Origin of the sequence: Chitinophaga sp. CC14 (assembly GCF_048957795.1) — a bacterium.
GTDB classification, from domain to species: Bacteria; Bacteroidota; Bacteroidia; order Chitinophagales; family Chitinophagaceae; genus Chitinophaga; species Chitinophaga ginsengisegetis.
Genome location: NZ_JARBFY010000006.1, coordinates 441,355 through 461,162, shown reverse-complemented (window position 1 = coordinate 461,162; position 19,808 = coordinate 441,355). Strand labels below are relative to the sequence as shown.

General features: G+C 50.7%; 12 protein-coding genes. 11 read left to right on the top strand and 1 reads right to left on the bottom strand.

Features of this window, described 5'->3' with window-relative positions:
- Nucleotides 1-9 precede the first annotated feature (9 nt).
- The 10 genes from PV783_RS32315 to PV783_RS32270 all read left to right on the top strand — a co-directional run bounded on the left by PV783_RS32315 (nt 10) and on the right by PV783_RS32270 (nt 19,100).
- Nucleotides 10-6,408 carry a hypothetical protein gene (locus PV783_RS32315; RefSeq protein WP_420990892.1) on the top strand — a complete coding sequence of 2,133 codons (6,399 nt, stop codon included), beginning with the start codon at nt 10-12 and terminating at the stop codon, nt 6,406-6,408.
- Between the two features lie 6 nt (nt 6,409-6,414).
- Nucleotides 6,415-7,851: a contractile injection system tape measure protein gene (locus PV783_RS32310; protein WP_420990891.1), complete on the top strand. Its 1,437-nt coding sequence runs from the start codon at nt 6,415-6,417 to the stop codon at nt 7,849-7,851.
- 38 nt (nt 7,852-7,889) lie between these two features.
- Nucleotides 7,890-9,575 carry an eCIS core domain-containing protein gene (locus PV783_RS32305; protein ID WP_420990890.1) on the top strand — a complete coding sequence of 562 codons (1,686 nt, stop codon included), beginning with the start codon at nt 7,890-7,892 and terminating at the stop codon, nt 9,573-9,575.
- A gap of 24 nt (nt 9,576-9,599) precedes the next feature.
- Nucleotides 9,600-10,964, top strand: a complete 1,365-nt coding sequence (locus tag PV783_RS32300) for an OmpA family protein (RefSeq protein ID WP_336388369.1) — start codon at nt 9,600-9,602, stop codon at nt 10,962-10,964.
- 13 nt (nt 10,965-10,977) lie between these two features.
- Nucleotides 10,978-13,824: a DUF4157 domain-containing protein gene (locus PV783_RS32295; protein ID WP_420990889.1), complete on the top strand. Its 2,847-nt coding sequence runs from the start codon at nt 10,978-10,980 to the stop codon at nt 13,822-13,824.
- A 96-nt stretch (nt 13,825-13,920) separates the two neighbouring features.
- Nucleotides 13,921-14,796, top strand: a complete 876-nt coding sequence (locus PV783_RS32290) for a hypothetical protein (RefSeq protein ID WP_420990888.1) — start codon at nt 13,921-13,923, stop codon at nt 14,794-14,796.
- A 13-nt stretch (nt 14,797-14,809) separates the two neighbouring features.
- Nucleotides 14,810-16,183: a DUF6851 domain-containing protein gene (locus tag PV783_RS32285; protein WP_420990887.1), complete on the top strand. Its 1,374-nt coding sequence runs from the start codon at nt 14,810-14,812 to the stop codon at nt 16,181-16,183.
- A 14-nt stretch (nt 16,184-16,197) separates the two neighbouring features.
- A complete protein-coding gene (locus PV783_RS32280) occupies nt 16,198-16,968 on the top strand; it encodes a ParA family protein (RefSeq protein WP_079472156.1) in 771 nt (256 codons plus the stop codon).
- 6 nt (nt 16,969-16,974) lie between these two features.
- Nucleotides 16,975-17,700 (top strand): DUF4157 domain-containing protein, encoded by a 726-nt coding sequence (locus PV783_RS32275; protein WP_420990886.1) that lies wholly within the window; start codon nt 16,975-16,977, stop codon nt 17,698-17,700.
- Nucleotides 17,697-19,100 carry an ATP-binding protein gene (locus PV783_RS32270; RefSeq protein WP_336388374.1) on the top strand — a complete coding sequence of 468 codons (1,404 nt, stop codon included), beginning with the start codon at nt 17,697-17,699 and terminating at the stop codon, nt 19,098-19,100. Before PV783_RS32275 ends, PV783_RS32270 begins: the two co-directional genes overlap by 4 nt.
- Here the strand turns inward: PV783_RS32270 and PV783_RS32265 are convergent.
- Complete coding sequence (locus PV783_RS32265; protein WP_079472154.1) at nt 19,093-19,542, bottom strand: GNAT family N-acetyltransferase; 450 nt, start codon at nt 19,540-19,542, stop codon at nt 19,093-19,095. The two genes, PV783_RS32270 and PV783_RS32265, sit on opposite strands and share 8 nt — an antisense overlap.
- A gap of 125 nt (nt 19,543-19,667) precedes the next feature.
- Between PV783_RS32265 and PV783_RS32260 the strand changes: the two genes are divergently transcribed.
- The gene (locus tag PV783_RS32260) at nt 19,668-19,808 is read left to right on the top strand and encodes a hypothetical protein (protein ID WP_420990885.1); all 141 of its coding nucleotides are present in this window, start codon (nt 19,668-19,670) and stop codon (nt 19,806-19,808) included.

Sequence of the window (19,808 nt, the reverse complement as noted above, 5' to 3'; positions counted from 1 at the left end):
TACATCGTTATGGCTGAGGACACAAATACCAAGAATGTGATCATTAAAAATGATCCTGCTTTTCCACCGGAACTGGATTTTGAAAAGTTGCGGAGTGAAGGCATCGACTACCTCGGAAAACTTTCCGGTAAAATATGGACTGATCACAACGCACATGATCCGGGCATCACCATCCTGGAAGTGTTGTGCTATTCCCTGCTGGATATGGGCTACCGCACCAGTTTGCCGCTGGAAGACCTGCTCACCATGAATCCCGCGGGAAACGGGAAGGAAGATAATTTCTTCACCCCGGCAAAGATCCTCACCGTTAACCCGCTCACCATTACCGACTACCGCAAACTGCTCACCGATATCGATGGCGTAAGAAACGCCTGGCTGGAAATTGCCACCAATATCCCGCCGGAAGTGCATTGGTTTGGAAACGAAGGATTGGAATGCCGCAGCCGCAATCCACAGCTGGCGGCCACCGGGGAAGATATTTCCCTGCTGGAGCTGAATGGGCTCTATAATATTTTTATTGAACCCGAAACGCTGCCGGACGACAGCCAGGAAAGAGCAAAAGCGCTGGCTGACTTGAAAGAGCGTATCCGAAAAGCATTGATGGCACACCGTAATTTGTGTGAGGATTTTTATAAGATCACCATCCTGTGCCATGAAGAGATTGGCGTATGCACAGAAATTCAGCTGGAGGAAGATGCCGATGTGACCACGGTTCTAAATGAATTGGTGCTTCAGTTATATCATCTCTTTTCTCCCCGCGTTACCTTTTATACCCTGCAACAGATGCTGGAAGAAAAAAAGGTGACGATGGAAGAAATTTTTGCCGGCAGGGCCTATGCCGCCGGAAGTCATGGTTTCATTGACACTGCCGAGCTGGAGGCGATCAAGCCGCTCCGGGAGATCCGCGTATCGGATGTATATCATGTAATGTTTGATGTGCCGGGCGTATCCACTGTTTCCGGTCTTAGTATAGCCGGCTACGTTACAGGCGACAACACGCCCGTAGCCAGCACGAACGGCACCGCCTGGGTCCTGCCTTTGCTGGATGGCCACCTGCCGCTGCTGTCGCTGGTATACAGCCGGTTTGTGTTTAAACGCGGCAGCGCCACGTTTACTTTTGATGGTACCAACTTGCAACAGTACTTAAATGCTTCGCTGTTGAATGGCACGAAAGTATGGTACAACCAGTCGTCCGCATACCTTGATCATGGAGTACCTGCTGGTTTTTACCGGGAGGACCTCGGGAATTACTATTCCCTGCAACGCGATTTTCCACGGGTATATGGTATCGGCAACGGGGAACTGGGCAACGATGCTTCGCCTCAGCGTAAAGTGCAGGCGTGGCAGCTGAAAGGCTTCCTGTTGTTCTTTGACCAGCTCCTGTCTAACTACCTGGCGCAATTGCAGCACCTGCGCGACCTGTTCTCCATGTCGCCGGATGCGCCCGCGCAAACGTATTTCAGCGGCGCCGTTACCGACGTGCCGGACCTCGATAAACTATTGCGTTTCCAGCAGGGCGGATTCTATGCCGATCTGGGCTGGAAACAGAATGATACCCTCATGCTGCCGGTTGGAAAAGAGTTGCTCAACGAACTGCATACAGGCGTTACCGTTAAGAAAGATGTAGTCCAGCGCTGGCGTAATAAATACTACAGCTTCGATTATCTTTCTGCACGGAATACTGCAGTGGAACAGCTTTTGCTGGATATGAGTCACCAGGGCAATACTACTAACATTACTACGTATCTCTATGGCGATGGCTGCTGGTGCTTTGTGATAGCCACTCCCGGCAGGGAATATGTATTGCTTGGATGCCGCTATTATCCTTCTCAGCAAAAAGCAAAAGAGGCAGCGCAATCGGCCATATTCCTCGCCGCATACCCGGAAAACCTCCGGTCGTTCGGATTTAAAAATACCGCCAACAAGGAGCAGTATGCATTTGATGTGGTATTCAGCCTGGCAGACTACCAGGGCTACCTGCAAAAGATCGTGGAAGATAAAGCCCTGTATCAGCAGCGCCGCGAAACCATGCTCAATCACCTGCTCAGCCGCTTTGCAGAAACGTTCACCGATTATGCGTTGGTGTTATATGGTATCAGCGACCGGCAACAGGCTGCGGAAAAGGGTTTGCGCGCCAAAGCGAAGTTCCTTTCTTCCTATGATAAATTAAGCAGGAACCGCGGTAAAGCCTACGACTACCGCGTAAACAAATGGAATACTTCCAATACTTCCGGTTACGAGCAACGGGTGAATGCGTTGGCGGGCATAGAAAGAAGTGACCGTCATTATTTGTGCCCGTTTATTGTTGGACCTTATGAAACTTTTTTTTATGCAGAAATAAAAGATGCCGATAACCAGGTGCTGTTCAGAACAAGTAACTATGTTACAAAGGAAGATGCTTCTGCCGCACTGATCTATCTTGCGCAACAATTAAAACACCCGGAACAGCTTATCCGCACAGATGATCCTGTGCAGGGGAAGTTCGGTTTACAGGTGCCGTTGTCGGCAGGCAAGGCATTCCTGGCATCTCCCGCAGCTTCACCCGAAGAACGTGAGAGCCGGTTGCTGCAGTTACAGGAACATTTTACACAGCAGCCGCTGAATGGTACCGCGGAAATCAGCCGCTATGATCATTTTATTGAAGTGACTGATCCTGCCGGGAAACCGCTGCTGCATTCCAATGAGGCGTTCCCCGATCAGCAGGCGGCTATAGCGGCTACGGACGACTTGCTCGCCAATGTGAAGGAAGACGACTGGAACATCCCGCCAACGCTGGATTTGCCGGCATTGCAGTTGTTACCCGTAAACGCCACACATACTACCTATATCAATCTTGCTGCTTTCCAGGCAGATAATATTCAGCAGAAAGGCGGAAAATTACAGGTGCAGATCAGCATTGAAGAAGATGCGTTCATTATGTTTACTTCTGCATCGGCCGTGAAAAATGAGCAGCAGGCTACGGAAGAATTTCACCTGCTCCTGCAACTGGCGGCTACACCTGCGGGTTATCTGGTGCGCCAAACCACCGATGGCAGGTATGAAGTGGTATTGGTAGAACGCAGCCATGTAAAAGCGACGCATCCTGCCTTATTCGATGAAGAGTTACAGGCCGATAACACCGTACTGCATATACAACAGATTGTACAGGCGCAGTTATACCAGGTGTCTTACTCCCGGCAGCCCGCAGCGTGGAAATACAAAGTACAGCTGCAGGGTATGGAAGGAAAGCCTTACCTGTTTAACAGCGAAGAAGAATATTCCACAGAAGAGCTGGCAAAAACAGAAATGGACACCTTTATGGCGTCGCTGGATCACCTGGAACTCAAAGCAGAAAAGGGCGCCAAACCTGTTTTGCTGCATGCCGGCTTAAATAAAAAGATCATCATGCCCGCAGCAGCTGCAGCCGGTAAACTGCAGAGTGCTTTATCACTCGCGCAGTTGAGAAGCGGCGCCGCGCCGGCAGACATCGATTCCTATATTCATAGCACCGCTGTTAACGCAGAAGGCGCCTTTGTATACCGCGTGATCAATAAAACCGGTTGCTTTGCCCGGTTCCCCAAAACCTTTGCAGACAAAGCGCCGGCCACCGATCGCCTGGCAGCCTTGCGCAGCCGCAACCAGCAGGGTATCGATTACCTGGAAATATGTATGGGGGGAGAAGAGGTGGTTACCTGCGTGAAAGATCCGCAAACACAGGCCGTTAGCTACTATTATATGATCCGGGGCATTGAAAAAATCTATCATTCACCCATCTATCCAAAAACAGAAACCGAATATTTCCGCAGTTATAAATCTTATAAATCTTCAGCAGAAGCACTGGCTGCATTTCGTCAGCAATACCTGCAACTGGTACATCTGGCCGGTAACCCCGCTGCCTATGGCAGCAGCATTATCCTGGCAGGGGATCCGGTAACGGATACCATCCCGCTGGCTATTGTACCCGCCGACACTATTACCCAATTCGGCGGAAAAGCCCAGCTGCTGGACATTGTGCCGCATATCATGCGGAGCTTCCCTTATCATTGGCTGAATAATGTACAGCGACTACGGGTAAGCCTGTACGATATTACCAAAAGGGAAAAGATCTGGAAGCTCTGCAACGGCTTTGTGGATATGGCCGCAGCCAGTGAAGCGCTGAAACTATTCCTGGCATTGGCCCGGTACGCCGGTAACAGCGGCGTACGGCTTAATGAAACGAGTTGCCGCTACCAGGTAGTAATGAATGAAGTGCTCTTGGAAAGTACCCAGCATTATAATTCTCTGGAAGATGCATGGGGCGCCGCCACGAAAAACGCTAACGGCGATTACGTGTACACCGGGCTGGAACTGTTGCTCGACGCCACCCGCCGGGGCAACAGCGCCTATTACGGATATGTAAAAGAGGATGGCTGTTACAGTTTTAAAGCAGTGAAGAAAGGCTACCGGCTGGCAGTACACCCCTATGAATACAACACGGAGGAAATCAGGGCCAAATACCTGCAGCAACTCCAAATGATCGGGTTGAAACTCGGTAAAAGCTGCCAGGTATCGCTGCAGGTAAAACCTTATTATGCGGGTAACTATTTCCAGCTGCAGTTAATCGCCAATGGTGAAGTGATATTGGTATCAGGACAGCAATACACGTCGGGTACCAATGCCGAAAGGGCGCAGGACGACTGGCTGTTTGAAGTACTATCGTTGTTGTGGAAAGACAGCAACTACTCCCTGAACACCACCACCAACCGGTTTGAACTGCTGAATGGCAACGTGGTGAGCGGCTATTTCAAACCATCTGATGACGATGCTGTGTTATCAGTAGATGACTTGAAAGAATGGAAAACAAAATTGCAGCAAAGCGCGCTTTATTACCCGGTGCGCCGTGTAAAAACAGCCTTTGGCTATACTTACTCTTTCCGTTTATACCACGATGATTTCATTCCGGAAGAGCCCTTGCCGGATGAAAACAGCGGATGCGCCTGTGATGCGCCGCCACCGGTACGTAAACCAGGCGCCATCATCTGGGAAAGTGCAGAACAATATGAATGCCTGAATGCCGCCATCAAGGGCTTTTACCGGTTCTGCGCAGCATTGGCCATCCCCGATAATTACAAGCCCACTCTTGGCGGAGGTTGCGGCCCGTTTGGCATTGAACTGGTAGACGGCACTTACGTGCTCGCCGCCAATCCGCAGTGTTATCCCACCTTGCCTGCAATGGAAGATGCCATTGAGCGCACCTCCGCCGCCATTAATGATGAAGGCATGCATGTAGTGGAACACATCCTGCTCCGGCCACGTGTAGCGGACGATTGCCAGTGTTTACTGCCGGTGAAACCTGAACCGCTTTGCAGGCTGCCGTGGGAAGAAGAAGTGGTTGGCTATGATGTAGATCCGGAAGATGCGGTGTTTAAAACAACGGTGGTACCGTTTACGGATCCTTATTCCTTTGTGGCCACCATTGTGTTGCCCGGCTGGCCCGTGCGTTTCCGCAATACCAGCACCCGCGCCATGATGGAAAACCTGCTCCGCAAAGAAGCGCCTGCGCATGTGCTACTGAATATACTCTGGCTCCGGCCACGCAGCTTCTGCGAATTTGAAACCCTCTACCGCCGCTGGTTGCAGCACCTCGCCTGTAAACCTGTTTGCGGCGATGACGCACATATTCAATGCTGCCTGATCTGTTACCTCTTCGGACAAACCGATATCATGGATGCAGTACCTGATACGGCTACTGATCCGGATTGCGAACAGATTAGGCCATCGTGCTTCGACGATAACCGGAAGAACAGACTACCGGAAGCAGATTTCGGGGATTGGATCAATCGACTGTTCCGCAAAAACTGCGACATGCAGGAGATCGATTGTCTCTCGAATGAAAGCACGCCGCCACCTGGAAGGATCCTGGCGGATAAACGGAACATCGCGCCTGCAGCAACACCGCCACAACTGGTGGAAGCTGTTCCCACGCACAGAAGCAACTCCCCGGAAGATGTGTTGCTGCGCGACCGGAAGGGCCGTCAGCGTATTTCAAAGTACAAACAACAAATCCTGCCGGTAGATGCTGATAATATTGTAGACACAGAAGCGTACGACCGTACCGGTAAATTTATGGAAGCGGGCCCGCTGGATATGCATAAATACAGCACGCTGGCCGACTTCTTACTAAAAAAGATGCCGGCCGGGAAAAAAGCAGCCGCGAGTGAACAGGCGCTCCTGCTGCGCAATGCCACCTGGCTTTGCCTGGATCAGCTCCTGCTGCGGGTGCCGGTAAGCATTGCCGCACACGAAAAGAAACAGCTGCAGCAAACATTGCGCAAAATGAAAGACAAAGGAATCAACCTCGCGGCATTGGCAAAAGACTGGAAACCGGAAGACCTGATCTCTGACGAAAATGAAGACCTCGTAGCACAATGCCTGCGATGGATGAAATAAATAACCATGTTGCATAAGATCCGTAAACAAACACTCCTGCTGACAGTGCATAACAAAGACACTGTTTTTACCTGGCAACACCAGGTAACAGCGCTGTATTGGAATAAGATCATCCCTGCACTGGAGAGGCTGTTCGACAGTCATAGCAGCGACGACACGGTTATTTATATAGACCGCCTCGAGATTGACCTCGGAAAAATCAAGGCAGCCGATCTTAATAATGATCATTATGTAGCGTTGCTGCTGGAAAAAATGACCGCTGCATTAGCCACGCTTCACGTAAAAGAAATGCCGCGTAAATCCCTGCCGGAGCACACCTTCGATCAGTGGTGCTACTACATGGAACATGGCACACTTCCCTGGAATGCCGCACGGCCCGGTGATGTATGGTACCAGCAGGTATTACAGATATTGGCTACCAGTCACGAGGCGATTACCACACTCCGCAAACAGCTGTTGAATAACCCGGATTATCTCCGCCGCATCCTGATGCAGCATTCGCCGGAATTTATTACGCAGCTGCTTGCCATCATCACCGCCAAAAAACAGGACAGCTGGGCATCAGCGATTCATCAGCTCTATGACGCCTACCGCCTGTTGCAACTCACGCACAAAGGCGGCATGAACCGCCGCGCTTTTGAACAGGCATGCTGGTATGCGTTGTTAGTACAGGCAGCAAAGGATCCCACCGTAAGCGAATCTGCGCAAATGAATGAACTGTTGATCGGACAGCCGGTATTTGTTACGCAGATCCCGGAACTGATAACGGTATGCCGCAACAACAGCTGGGATAAATTATTAGCTGCCGCTACTTTTTTCAACACACAACATACCGCAGCGCTGCCAAACAAACAGGCGGATAGGCCATTAACCAATGAGGCTTCCGCTGACCCGGAAACAGGTACATCTGAAGAAGAAATATCAGAACCAGCTACCGGCGCCCATACTTATTACGTGGTAAATGCCGGGATCATTTTGCTGCATCATTGGTTGCTGCCCATGTTCCGCCAGCTGGAATGGACCGATGGTAAGCGGTTCCTCAATGCCGCGTGTAAGCAGCAAGCCATTATGTTGCTGCACTACATGGCAACAGGCCAGACGGAGGCGGACGAATTTGAAGTGGTGTTGCCGAAACTGTTATGTGGCTGGCCGCTGAAAAGGCCGCTGGATACGAAGCTGGCGCCAACAGAAGACGCGATGGAAGAAGCTGACGGACTGATAGAAAATGCTATCAGCCACTGGAAGGCATTAAAAAATATTTCTGCAGATGGATTACGGGAAGGGTTCCTGCAACGGCCGGGAAGATTGATCACAGGTACTGATAAGCATCAGCTGCAAATGGAGTCGGATACCATCGACATCCTGCTGGACCGTTTGCCCTGGAACATCAGTATCATCAAATTAAAGTGGATGAAAATACCGCTGCATGTGCAATGGCGGTAAGGAGCATTTTTATTTGCAAATGAATTAAAAATATCCAGGTGAGCATAAAAACATTACAACCCGCAAATATCCAAAGAGAGGGCGCACCGCACGCCTCCGGCCTTAAACAGCCGGCAGCAACCCCTTTCTGGGGGAAGCCCGCGGCGCAATCTTTTTTCCAGCCCGCCATCCAACGTAAATGTGCTCATTGCGAAGAAGAGGAAAAGAAAAACAACGTGCAGCGGAAGGAAGCCTCTCCGGCCGCCATCTCCCCAACAGCAGTAGAAAGTAATATCAACAGTACCAAAGGCCAGGGAGAAGGATTGAAAGGAGATACCCTGCAGGAAATGAACGGCGCGTTCGGCGCAGATTTCAGTAAGGTGAAGATCCATACCGGCAACAATGCAGCAGGGCTTAACCGCCAGCTGAATGCACAGGCATTTACCACCGGCAACGATATTTATTTTAACGAAGGAAAATATGCTCCCGGCAGCAGCTCTGGTAAACACCTGCTGGCGCATGAGCTGACACATACTTTACAACAGGGACAGGGAACAACGGGTATAGCGCGGCAGGTAGCTCCGGTGAAAGAACACGGGGACCTGTCGCAGGTGCCTGCAACACTGGCTTGCCCCGTGGATACCAGTACTCCGAGGGTGGAAGACAGCTACCCCTTCACCGTATCTTCTTCCGGCTTATCGCCTGCGAACCAGCGGCTGATCAGCGGATTTGCTGCTAACTGGCATCGCCTTGGTGCGAGTGCTACAGTAAGGATAGATGGCTTCGCCAGTGTGGATGGCTCCGATCCGTTCAACTGGGAGCTGTCGTGCCACCGCGCGCAGGCAGTAAGAGATGAGATGATCACCCCATCTGATGGCAGCCCGGGCATCGGCGCCGGGTTTATTTCTATTTTTGCACATGGCGAAACCAATCACTTCTCCCGTACCGATCCGGTGGCCAACAGGGTAGCCGTTATCAGTTCGGTAGTGCCTGTACCACCGCCGCCACCACCGGGTCCAACGCCTCCCGTTACTCCTGAAAGAAAATGCGGCCCTAATGTTACTTCAGAAATAGCGCGGGTATGGGCGCAGGTACAAAGTAATTTCAACAGCTGGGGATTCACAGATAAATTGAATGCCTGCCGTTATCTCATACAACCCGTGATTGTGGGCAGCGGCGGACCAGAACTCAATAAAGACGCATTTGATACATTCGGCTTATTCCTGAATACTGCCGGATGGACACAGCAAGGCCCTTATCATCCGCCATGCGGCGTACCCGGATCAACCGGTGATCCATGCTGGTCGCGGGATCCATTGCATGAAGCAGATGATGTATGCTCCAATACGGTGCAAACAGGAAGTGGCTGCTGGAAATCAGGCACCGTGAATTATGGTACCTATGGCATTATGATGCGCCTGTGCAATGGCTTTATTTCCCCGATCGGATTTTTGCCGCCGCCATTCGGCATGTTGAGCGGCGCCTTCTCCTATGCTTCTATGGTGGCGCTGATCACCGCCTATAAGCTGTACGACCACGAAAATCCGATGGATCCTATTGCCTGGGCAAGCGCCACATATAATGGCGGACCATCGGGCGTTCCTTCCGGTGGCAACAAACCGAATTGCCCGGCTACCTGTAACGTACCATTTACAACCCCTTCATTTGACTACGTATGGGAACCTGTAAGACAACGGTCATCACTAAACGCCGCGCCTTACGGATACCCCTGTACCACACCGTAATGAAGACGACTTAAATAGTATTGCATGAAAAAATCTCCGAAAACGACTAAAAACAAATCTGCAGAAAATGATAAACCTTTTTTCAGTAAAGCTGAAAACGGGGAATCTTTTTTCAGCAAACCCGGAGACAATACACTGCAACTACAACCGGCTGATACAAAAGCCAAAGATGCCGCACCCACCGCTGCTGTGGCAGATGCATGTAAAGCCAGCAGTACACCCGAATCCAGGTGGGCCAACGATAACCCCGGAAAGGTATTTGGTGTGGAAGACAGATCCTCAGGTAAATCAGAAAGTAATGAACTTATTTTCTGGAACTATTGTGTGGGAGAAGCAGCCATGCGCGCCGCCCATCGTGAACGGCTAAACGAAGTGGCTGACCGTTGGGTAGAATTATTAAAGAAAGATAGTAATCTGAAAGTAAAACTGCAGGGAGCTGCCAGTACCTCCGGCAATGCAGACAGTAACAAAGCCCTGGCTGCACAACGAGCGGGCATTATCAGAGACTTCCTCGTTGCAAAGAAAATTCCTGACAGCAGGATTGTAATAGATACAACATCAAGCCCCCGGAGTATGGCGCCGGAAACATCGCCGGAAAACCAGGCCCGCAACAGGAGAGTGGAACTGTTCCTGTTCCGGTCTACCCCCGTGGTAAATAAACTGCCACCCTGGGTGGATGTGCAGGTACAAAACCTGATCATTGGTCAGCAGGGAGTGCCCACGCCTAAACCTACTTTTAACGAAACAGATAATTTTTTTGCGCGGAATCATTTCTCCATGAAGGCATCGGCAGACATCACCCTTACCTCGCTGGGCGGTACCGGTGTTGGCTTTTCGCAGGTACTTACAAGAGATACGCTGATGGCGCAATACAGCGATAATACAGGTCGTACGCTGGTGCTGGATTATGGCAACTGTAACCTGCTGCCCTGCAAAGACCTGGAGAATGCTACCAGTCATTTTGCGCTCGATGGCCTCAGCATGTTTAACTCCGGGCCTGGCACTACTCAAGGCAAAGTAGCCATCAGGGACCGCCCCGGAGCCGTGTTCCCGTTGCATTATCCGGATTCCAAAACAGGACCGTTTCATCTCACCCATTATTTCTGGATGATGGATTTTACCGTGATACTTGGGGTTAGGGAGATGGGGGCTTTCATTCCATTGAACCACGCCTTCTGGAGTGTGGCCGCATCGGAAGATGTGAATATTAAAAAGAAATCAGTAAGCGGTATGGCGCCTATTTCCGTGGTAAGCGACTGGCAGCCCGGTATGGCGCCGGGAATGAACCTGGAAGCCATTTACGCCGGTCCCACCTGCAGATATGTGAGACGATCAGAACAGGTTACCGGCAAGGAAAACGTATGCAGACCTACCGAAACGTTTGAATAAAAGCTTTTAAAAAGTGGCAGCAGTAAATACACAAATACAACCACCCGGACTAAAATCTTCTGCACCGCAGCAGCGGGAGGGGCCATTCTTCGGTCCTGCCCCTGCGAAAGATCCTTTCTTTCAGCGGAAGCAGCCGCATGGAGAAGAAGACGGTACCCTGCAACGGGAAGCCACAGGCAGCAGCACGCCGGATGTAACACCGGCAGTTGAACAACAGCTGTCGCAAAGCAAAGGTGGCGGAGCGCCGCTGCCATCGCGGCGTAATGAAGAAATGAGCCGCGCTTTTGGCACAGATCTCAGCGGCGTCCGTATCCATGAAGATGCCGGTGCTGCGGATATGAGCAGGCAACTGCAGGCAAAAGCATTTACACACGGAAAGGATATTTATTTCGGGGCAAATCAACACAACGACAGTACAGAAGGTAAGCACCTGCTGGCGCATGAGTTGACGCATGTGGTGCAGCAAAAGCCGGCACAGATGATTTCGCGGGCGCCTTTGCTCTATGATTATACTACTGTACGGAGGAAAAATAAAAAGCAGTTGTTGGGAGATGGTACAGCGGCCAACACCGGTATAACGCTCAGTGAATTTACCAGCTACATCCGGATACAGGCGGATTGGTTTGCACATCCTACGCTGGGGAAAGCCGACAGGGATGCACTATGGGCGCTCATCGCTAAAAATGAGAGTGGAGATCATATTCAGTCGGGCGCCGGAGATCTGAAAATGAAGGACCTGATACCGCTTCCACCGGCAGATTGGGCAGCGCTGGCTACCTTTGGGCATGGTTGTCACCGGGACGAAACGGTTATCATACTGAATAGCGGGATTCCATTGGCCCGCCGCATCGCATTAGGCAATATGATGCAAAAGATGGAAGCGCTGATTGGTGGTAAAGTGATTAAAAGAACAGTATCTGAAAATCAGCTGATTGATGTGGAGGCCAACCCTGTTTTATGGGCCAGGATTACTACCTACTGGAACTTCTTTCATCCGCACCTGCAAAGGGTGTATGAAGTGAAGCCAGGAGAAAGGGGGGCGGAGTTTCAGAAAATAATAAATATGTTCACCGCGCAATCGCCGGTTGATTTCTTTGCATTACTGGGCCGTATACGCAACCTGCATCGCTTTAGCATAGCTGCGCTCAATAAGCTGAAGAGTAACTTTACGGATTTCTCACATACGCTTCCGTTGCACCTGATCATTCAAACAGCAAATGATGCCGGCGCTTTCCAGGATGCTGCTCCTAAATTTGAAGACGTTATTAATACTTCCCCCAACCTGGTGCTGATGCTGGAAGGCCGGGATTCGCTGTTGCAGATCCAGACGGAAATACCCATTATTGCCCAGCGGTTTGGTAAGAAAGATGCCAAAGGTAATTTTAGTATAGCACAGGTGATCATTGCAGGGCATGGATCTCCGGAGAGCGTGCAGCTGGCAGGAACCAGCGCTCCGGGCATCGTAAAGGGACGTGTGGAGTATACAACAGAAAGTCTTGATATCAGTAATGCGGCAGCAAAAGCCAAAACACAGGCGCTGTTGGATGTACTGATCCAGAACCTTGATCCGGCCACCGCGAAAATTGTATATGCAGGTTGTCTGGTGGGTGCCCACCCGGTGCCTGTTGGCACTGCCGCCGCCAATGTACAACCTCATATCGCTGCTCATCCGAACCTGGGTGAGTTCACACAACAACGTGGTGTGGCGAAAGGCAAACCAGTACAGGTAGAAGCTGCCCGTGCATCGGTCGCGCTTTCTGAAACGAGTTTAATGGACCCGGTTACCAAAGACCTGCATATCACTTATCCATTTGACCCGCAGGCGTTTGGTACTGCAGCGGCATATCTGGCAGCAGGTCATGAACCGGAAGGTACCATGCGGGCCGCCGTGGAAGTAGCCGCCACCAACCCGATAGTCGCCTCTAATTTGCTCCATTCCCGTTTAGGCTTTGGCGTTATATCAGATCCCTGGTGGGATCAGTGCGTGATTGCGATGGTAAAAGTGGCATTGGATGGCGTACCGCTGGGCAGCCCGGTAAGTCTTGCCCGCTTACTGGAGCTGGCTGAAGTAGCCCACTTGCCTTTCCTTAGTGGCTTTGGAACAGACTTTGGCGTTTCGGCAGCCAGTTTCGTAAAAGACGTAAACCCATTGGGCTCCGCACCCGTTATTTATCGTGAGTCGCTCAATGTACCCATGATGCTGGCACCGGCAACAAATGATCTGCGGCTTGGCAGGTTTGCTATGGAGCAGGCATGGTTTAGCCTGGTTGCCGGAAGAGAAGCGTCTTTCATCACATTTTTGAATGGCACGCCTCCTGATTTTGTGCGGCAAATGGAAGTGCATCTCGACAGGGCCGTTATTGGTAAATATGATGCGACCCTGTTTGCGCCCGCTGCACCTCATACCGCCGGCCGGATCAAGCTGGCACTTGCCTGGCTCGACCAGGATTCAACGAATGCGTTGGTGACAGCATTCTTTAATACTGAAATTACAGACACGCCCACCGGTCCGGTGCTGTCTGCTGCTGTTATTGCACAACTGGCAGGAAGAGGCTCCGATGAAATACTGGAGGCTCTGGGCCGGTTAGCGCCTGCGCCTATGGGCCGCAAGCAGGCAAATGCACAGATACCGGGAAGAAAAAGAAATACCTTACTGATAGAGCCAAAGGCATACGTCGCCACGGTGACTTCGGTAATAAAACTCCCTGTATTCAGAGGCCCCGGTCCAAAACATACCGGCATTGGCTGGGTAAACCCGGGAGATTCCTTACAGGTAGCCGGCTTCACCGATGCATGGGCCGCATTTGATTTTAAAGGCAAACTGGGATATGTAGATAAAACACAGATTACCCCTCCGTAACGAATCAATTTATACAAACACCCCGTGAATAAATGTTGTTATAGGAAGTAGTGCAGCAGTTGCACATCTCCCAAAAACAAAATGATAAAAAGAAAGATGAAGAACTGGAAAACATTAGCAGGTAACGGCGGCAACAAACTGGTGCTCAAAAACAACTATATCATAGCTGCCTCATTGCACCAGGTAACCGTATGGAAAGAAGATAAGCCTTTGCTGCAACATCATACGGATACGCAGCAGCCGGGCTTTCCAACGCTCATCGGCGATCAGCTGTATTGGGGCACAGGCGTTCTCGACCTGGCTGCCAATGTGCGGCACGAAATACCTGGTATGCAGGAAGCTATCAGAACGGCAGGTGGACAATACCGGGCATCTCACGGTAACGAATACACGCCGAGTGTTTTTGCATGGGCGCCGGATGGTAGCGCCGTGGCGGTATCAGTGCAATGGACCGGTAACCCCGGCCCGCCACCCGCAAAGGTGCTGCTGCTGGACAAAGAAGGCCGCCTGCTGCAAACTCTTTGGGAAGAAAGCAACCTGCCGGTGGCAGCGTTGTATATCAGCGATAAATGGATCCTGGCAGGCACACCGCAGTTCCGCGTGTTCGACAAAGAAACATTTACAGCTACCATCATCCCGGAGCAGCTGCCCGCGGTGAGAATTGAAATGACGGCAGATGAAAAACAACTGCTCCTGTTACAGCATGATCACATCGGTTTGTGGGATACTAGCACCGGAAAGGAAATGAACCGCTGGAAAGGGAACTGGAATGACGCCACCATCACACCGGATGGAAAGTACATAGTAGCCGTTGACTTTGAAGGTAAACCGTTTCTTATCAGCACCACTGCACCACTTGAACAGCAGCAGATAGATGCCCCCGGCGCTATCTTCTCCGTGGCGGCAGACAACGAACGGCTGCTGGCCTTTTTTATGCATGGCGCCGTTGTGAGAATTACTACATTATTATAAATGAAAAGATGATATGTCAACCCCGACAACACTCGTAGTGCAATGGAACCAACTGGCAGTGGAAGCGATCCGCTGCTCGGCAGTTCCGCCGCCGCTAGCCGCACGCGCACTGGCTATGGTGCATACCGCCATGTACGATGCGTGGACAGCCTACAACCCCTGTGCCATCAGTACCAATACCGGCGCCTATATCAAACGCCCCAAAGAAGAACACAAAGCAGCTTATAAACGCAAAGCCTATAGCTACGCCGCTTTCCGCGTACTCACGGAACTCTTCCGGTTAATATTGCCGCCGGAAAATAAAAATATGTTCCATGATATGATGCTGCATCTCGACTATGATCCGGCCATCACCACCCTGGATATTTCCAAAGCAGCAGGTATCGGCAACCTCGCCGCCCGTTGTGTACTGGAAGCTTTTGCCGGTGATGGGGCCAACGCATATGGCACCCTGCAAATGCCTGCCTGGTCGGATTATACAGGCTATAAACCGGTGAATACACCGGAGCAGCTGAAAGAACCGGGCCGCTGGCAACCGCTGCTCATCCCGGATGGCAACGGGCACTTTAAATCACAACAATTCCTCACGCCGCACTGGTCGCTGGTACAACCTTTTGCCTTACAACGCCCGGAACAGTTTCGTCCGCCGGTGCCTTATATGCCCGGCAGTACAGAGTTTCAGCAACAGGTGGACCAGGTGATCGGACTCAGCGCAGGACTGACAGACCTGCAAAAAGTAATCGCAGAATACTGGTGGGATGGCCCCGGAACAGTAACGCCACCCGGCCACTGGTGCCAGATCGCACAGTATGTATCCAATCGTGATCAGCATTGCAATCACCAGGACCTGAAATTGTTTTTTGCACTCAGCAACGCATTGCTGGATGCCAGTATCGCCTGCTGGGAAAGCAAACGGCACTATGATGCCGTGCGTCCTGTTTCAGCCGTACGCTATGTATACAAAGGACGCACTATAAAAGCCTGGGGCGGCCCGGGGCAGGGCACTAAAGAAATAAAAGGAGAGGAGTGGATACCATTCCAGCCTGCAGCTGCTATCACGCCTCCCTTTGCAGAATATGTTTCCGGTCACAGTACCTTCAGCAGCGCCGCAGCATATATCCTGGCGCAGTTTACCGGCGGCGATAAACTGGGCGCCACCGTACTATGCAGTAAAGGCAGTTCGCTGATAGAACCGGGGCATACCCCTTCAAGGGATATATCATTAAGCTGGAATACCTTTTCAGAAGCGGCCGTACAGGCGGGCGTATCGCGGTTATACGGCGGAATCCATTTTGCGCGCGGCAACCAGGAAGGGCAATACCTCGGTCAGAAAGTAGGAAAGATTGTATGGGAAAAAGCAAAGTATTTTTTCAACGGAACATTATGATTAACTGATTTCTTATGACGGTAATATCGTTGGCTATTCAGAAAGGAGGTTCCGGCAAAACCACCACCGCTATTAACCTGGCTGCCGCGTTGCAGCTGGCAGGCAAGAAGGTGTTGCTCGTAGATGCCGATCCCCAGGCGAACCTCACGCAGGCGCTGGGGTATGCCGAAGATCCGGCGCAACACCTGTACACTGCCCTGAAAAAAGAGATCGCGGGAGAAGAGGCGTTGTTGTCGCAGGTAATCCTTACCTCGCCATGCGGACTAATGCTCATTCCGTCGTCGCTGGACCTCGCAGGCGCAGAACTGGAACTGGTAGGCATGTATGGACGTGAACAGGTGTTCAGCTGGATGCTGAAACCTTTATTGCCGCAGTTTGATTTTATATTGATCGACTGTCCGCCTGCCATCGGGATGCTCACTGTAAACGCACTGGTGGCCAGCGATTATGTATTGCTGCCACTACAGGCAGAATTTCTCCCGCTGAAAGGTGTTCGCAGTTTTATGTATCATTTTGAGAATATAAAAAAGAAGCTGAACACCAACCTTGAAGTGCTCGGCATTGTTTTAACCAAGTACGACGACCGTAAATCAATGAACCGGCAGGTGTTAAAACAACTGGAAACAGAATACAATGGAAAAGTGATGGATACCTATATCCGCTCCAATATTCAACTGGCCAAAGCACAGGAAGCCGGCATGGATATTTTCAGCTTTGACCCCGTTTCGCATGGCGCAAAAGATTACCGCAGACTGGGAGAAGATTTTCTAAGCAGAATAAAATAGTTGGTTATGTTTGATAGTAAACAATCTTTACCCGCCGCCGCTTCCGCGAAAGAACCCTTTTTCAGCGGCGTGCAACAAAAGAAAGATAATACTTTCTTCCAGACAAAATTATCCGTGAACACACCCGGAGATGCCTTTGAACGCGAAGCCGACTCCGTAGCCGATAAGGTGGTAAGCGGCGGTGGTGGCGTAGGCCCGGTAGTACAGAAAAAAAACATCAGCTCCGTTCAGCGGCTGGCTACTTCCGAAGCAGAAGAAAAACTGGGTACCAACGACGCCCGCATGCGCCGTGATAAAGATATTCAAACCAAGCCCGAACTGCAACGGAAATGCGCCGCCTGCGAACACGAGGAAGAAGGCAATGTACAAAAGTCCGAAGCAGCGGCAGGCGGCGGCAGTACTTCCGCTACGCCACAACTCTCCGCACAAATTGAAGGCTCCGCCGGTAAAGGCAATCCCATGAGTCGGCAAACGGCGCATGAAATGCAGCACAAATTCGGGGTGGACTTCAGCCATGTTAATATCCACACAGGCGCCTCGGCCGTACAAATGAGTAAGGAACTGGGCGCACAGGCATTTACGCATAAGAATGACGTTTTTTTCAATGCAGGAAAATATAATCCTGATACCAGTAACGGAAAGCACCTGCTGGCGCATGAACTGACGCATGTGGTACAACAGGGTGCTGCCAAAGAAAAATCAGCTACACAACCAGGAGGGACAAACATATGAGTAAGATCAACAACACGGTATCTCCAAAGAAAACAACCGCGAAACAGAAGATAACTGCAGCGCCCATTGCGGAAACTACCGCGATGGCGCCGGAACTCGCCTATTTGCAGGCATTGATCAATTATCAGCTGGGCACCTACTTTAAAAAAGAAGGCACGCCCTCCAAACCACCTGCCGTACCCGCCAGGGCCACCTGGCAAATTGTAAGGCCGGAAGCCATGCAGCAAAATAAATGGACTGATGAAGAACTCACCTTATTACTGATTGCACTGGTACCGCATATCCTGCCGGAGTTTTACGACACCGCTATCCAGCAGTTCCTGCCACAGGCCGGCGAATTCCCGCAGCTTGGAGGTGTGCGCGGAAAACAATTCCGCGGCTTCCTGCCCACCGGGGAAACAGCCCTCTTCCTGCTGGCCGGTACCAACTGGAAAAAACGCCTGGAAGTACAGGAACTGTTTGAGCCGGATCATGAATTTGCGCTCAAAAGAATATTATGGCTGGAAGATGTGCAGGCAGGAGAGCCGCTGATGAGCGCCCGTATCATGATGGACATCGACTATGTAAATCTCTTTATAAAAGGAAAACCCGGCAGGCCGCATTTCAGTATGAGTTTCCCTGCCCGGCTCATCGCCACCGAACTCACCTGGAACGACCTGGTGCTGGATGAATCCATTATGGTGCAGATCCGGGAACTGGAAACATGGTTGCATCACAATGATCAGCTGATGAATGAATGGGGCATGAAGCATAAGCTGAAGAAAGGCTACCGTGCGTTGTTCTATGGCCCTCCCGGTACCGGTAAAACTTTCACGGCCAGCTTACTGGGCAAATATACCGGCAGGGATGTATATAAGATTGACCTGTCGATGGTAGTATCCAAATACATCGGGGAAACAGAAAAGAATCTCGAAACGCTTTTTGCAAAAGCGGCCGACAAAGGCTGGATCATTTTCTTTGATGAGGCAGACGCGTTGTTTGGTAAACGCACCAGCGTTAGGGATGCACACGATAAATACGCCAACCAGGAAGTATCTTACCTGCTGCAGCGGATAGAAGATTTTAATGGCCTGGTAATACTGGCTACCAATATGAAAAATAATATTGACGACGCCTTTATCCGTCGCTTCAATGCCATCATACAATTCCAGGTGCCCGGAGAGCGCGAGCGGGCGGCTATCTGGCAGAAAACCTTTCCGCCAAATGTAAAGTTCCTGGATGAAGAAGATATTCCCGGTAAAGTGAAAAAGTATGAAATCACCGGCGGAAATATTATCAACGTAGTACAATATGCCTGCCTGAAAGCACTGGAACGCAAATCAGCGCTGGTTTCCCTGGATGATGTGGTAAACGGTATCCGGAAAGAAATGAACAAAGAAGGAAGATCATTTATTATCTGATATCCGTGTAAGTGAACTGCACTACATTTTCCGGCGTGCCCCCGGTAGCACGGTAAAATTCCACGGCATGTACATCGGTGGTGACTGCCTGTACAAAAAAAGTGGCGTAGTTATTCTTCCGGCAGTAGTCCGCGAAGGCGGACAGTAAATGTTTGCCAACACCCTTTCTCTGAAAGTTGGTATGCACCGCAAAGTCATACACATATATCTCCGCTGAGCGCGAGTAGCAGGAGGGGAGCACATAAGCGGTAAGTCCGCCTATAACGGCTTTTTCATGCATGGCAACAAACATAATCAGGTCCTCTCCACTCAACAGGTTTTTGAGATAGCTTTTATCGGGCATTTGGAAATTTTCCATGTCAAATACCGCTTCATATACCTGGAGCAATTCAACAAATTCGGCGAGGTGATGCGTAGTTAACCGCTGCGTGGTAATATTCATGGCTATTGTTTGATGAGTGCTAATATGCTATAATGTAACTATTTTTTCCGGCAACCGTCCATACCAATTATTTACACCCGTTCCCTTATTTTTACTATTTTCCTTGTTATCTATATATTCTGCGTATGATCAACTTAAACCTTAAAGCTAAGGCGCAAAACACAAATGTAACGCCCTTTAACCGGGATTCTTACCCTGGAATGGCCATTTACGAAATGGGGGCAGCGGATTACGCCGTGAAGGAACTAAAACGGCAGCAATTGTAG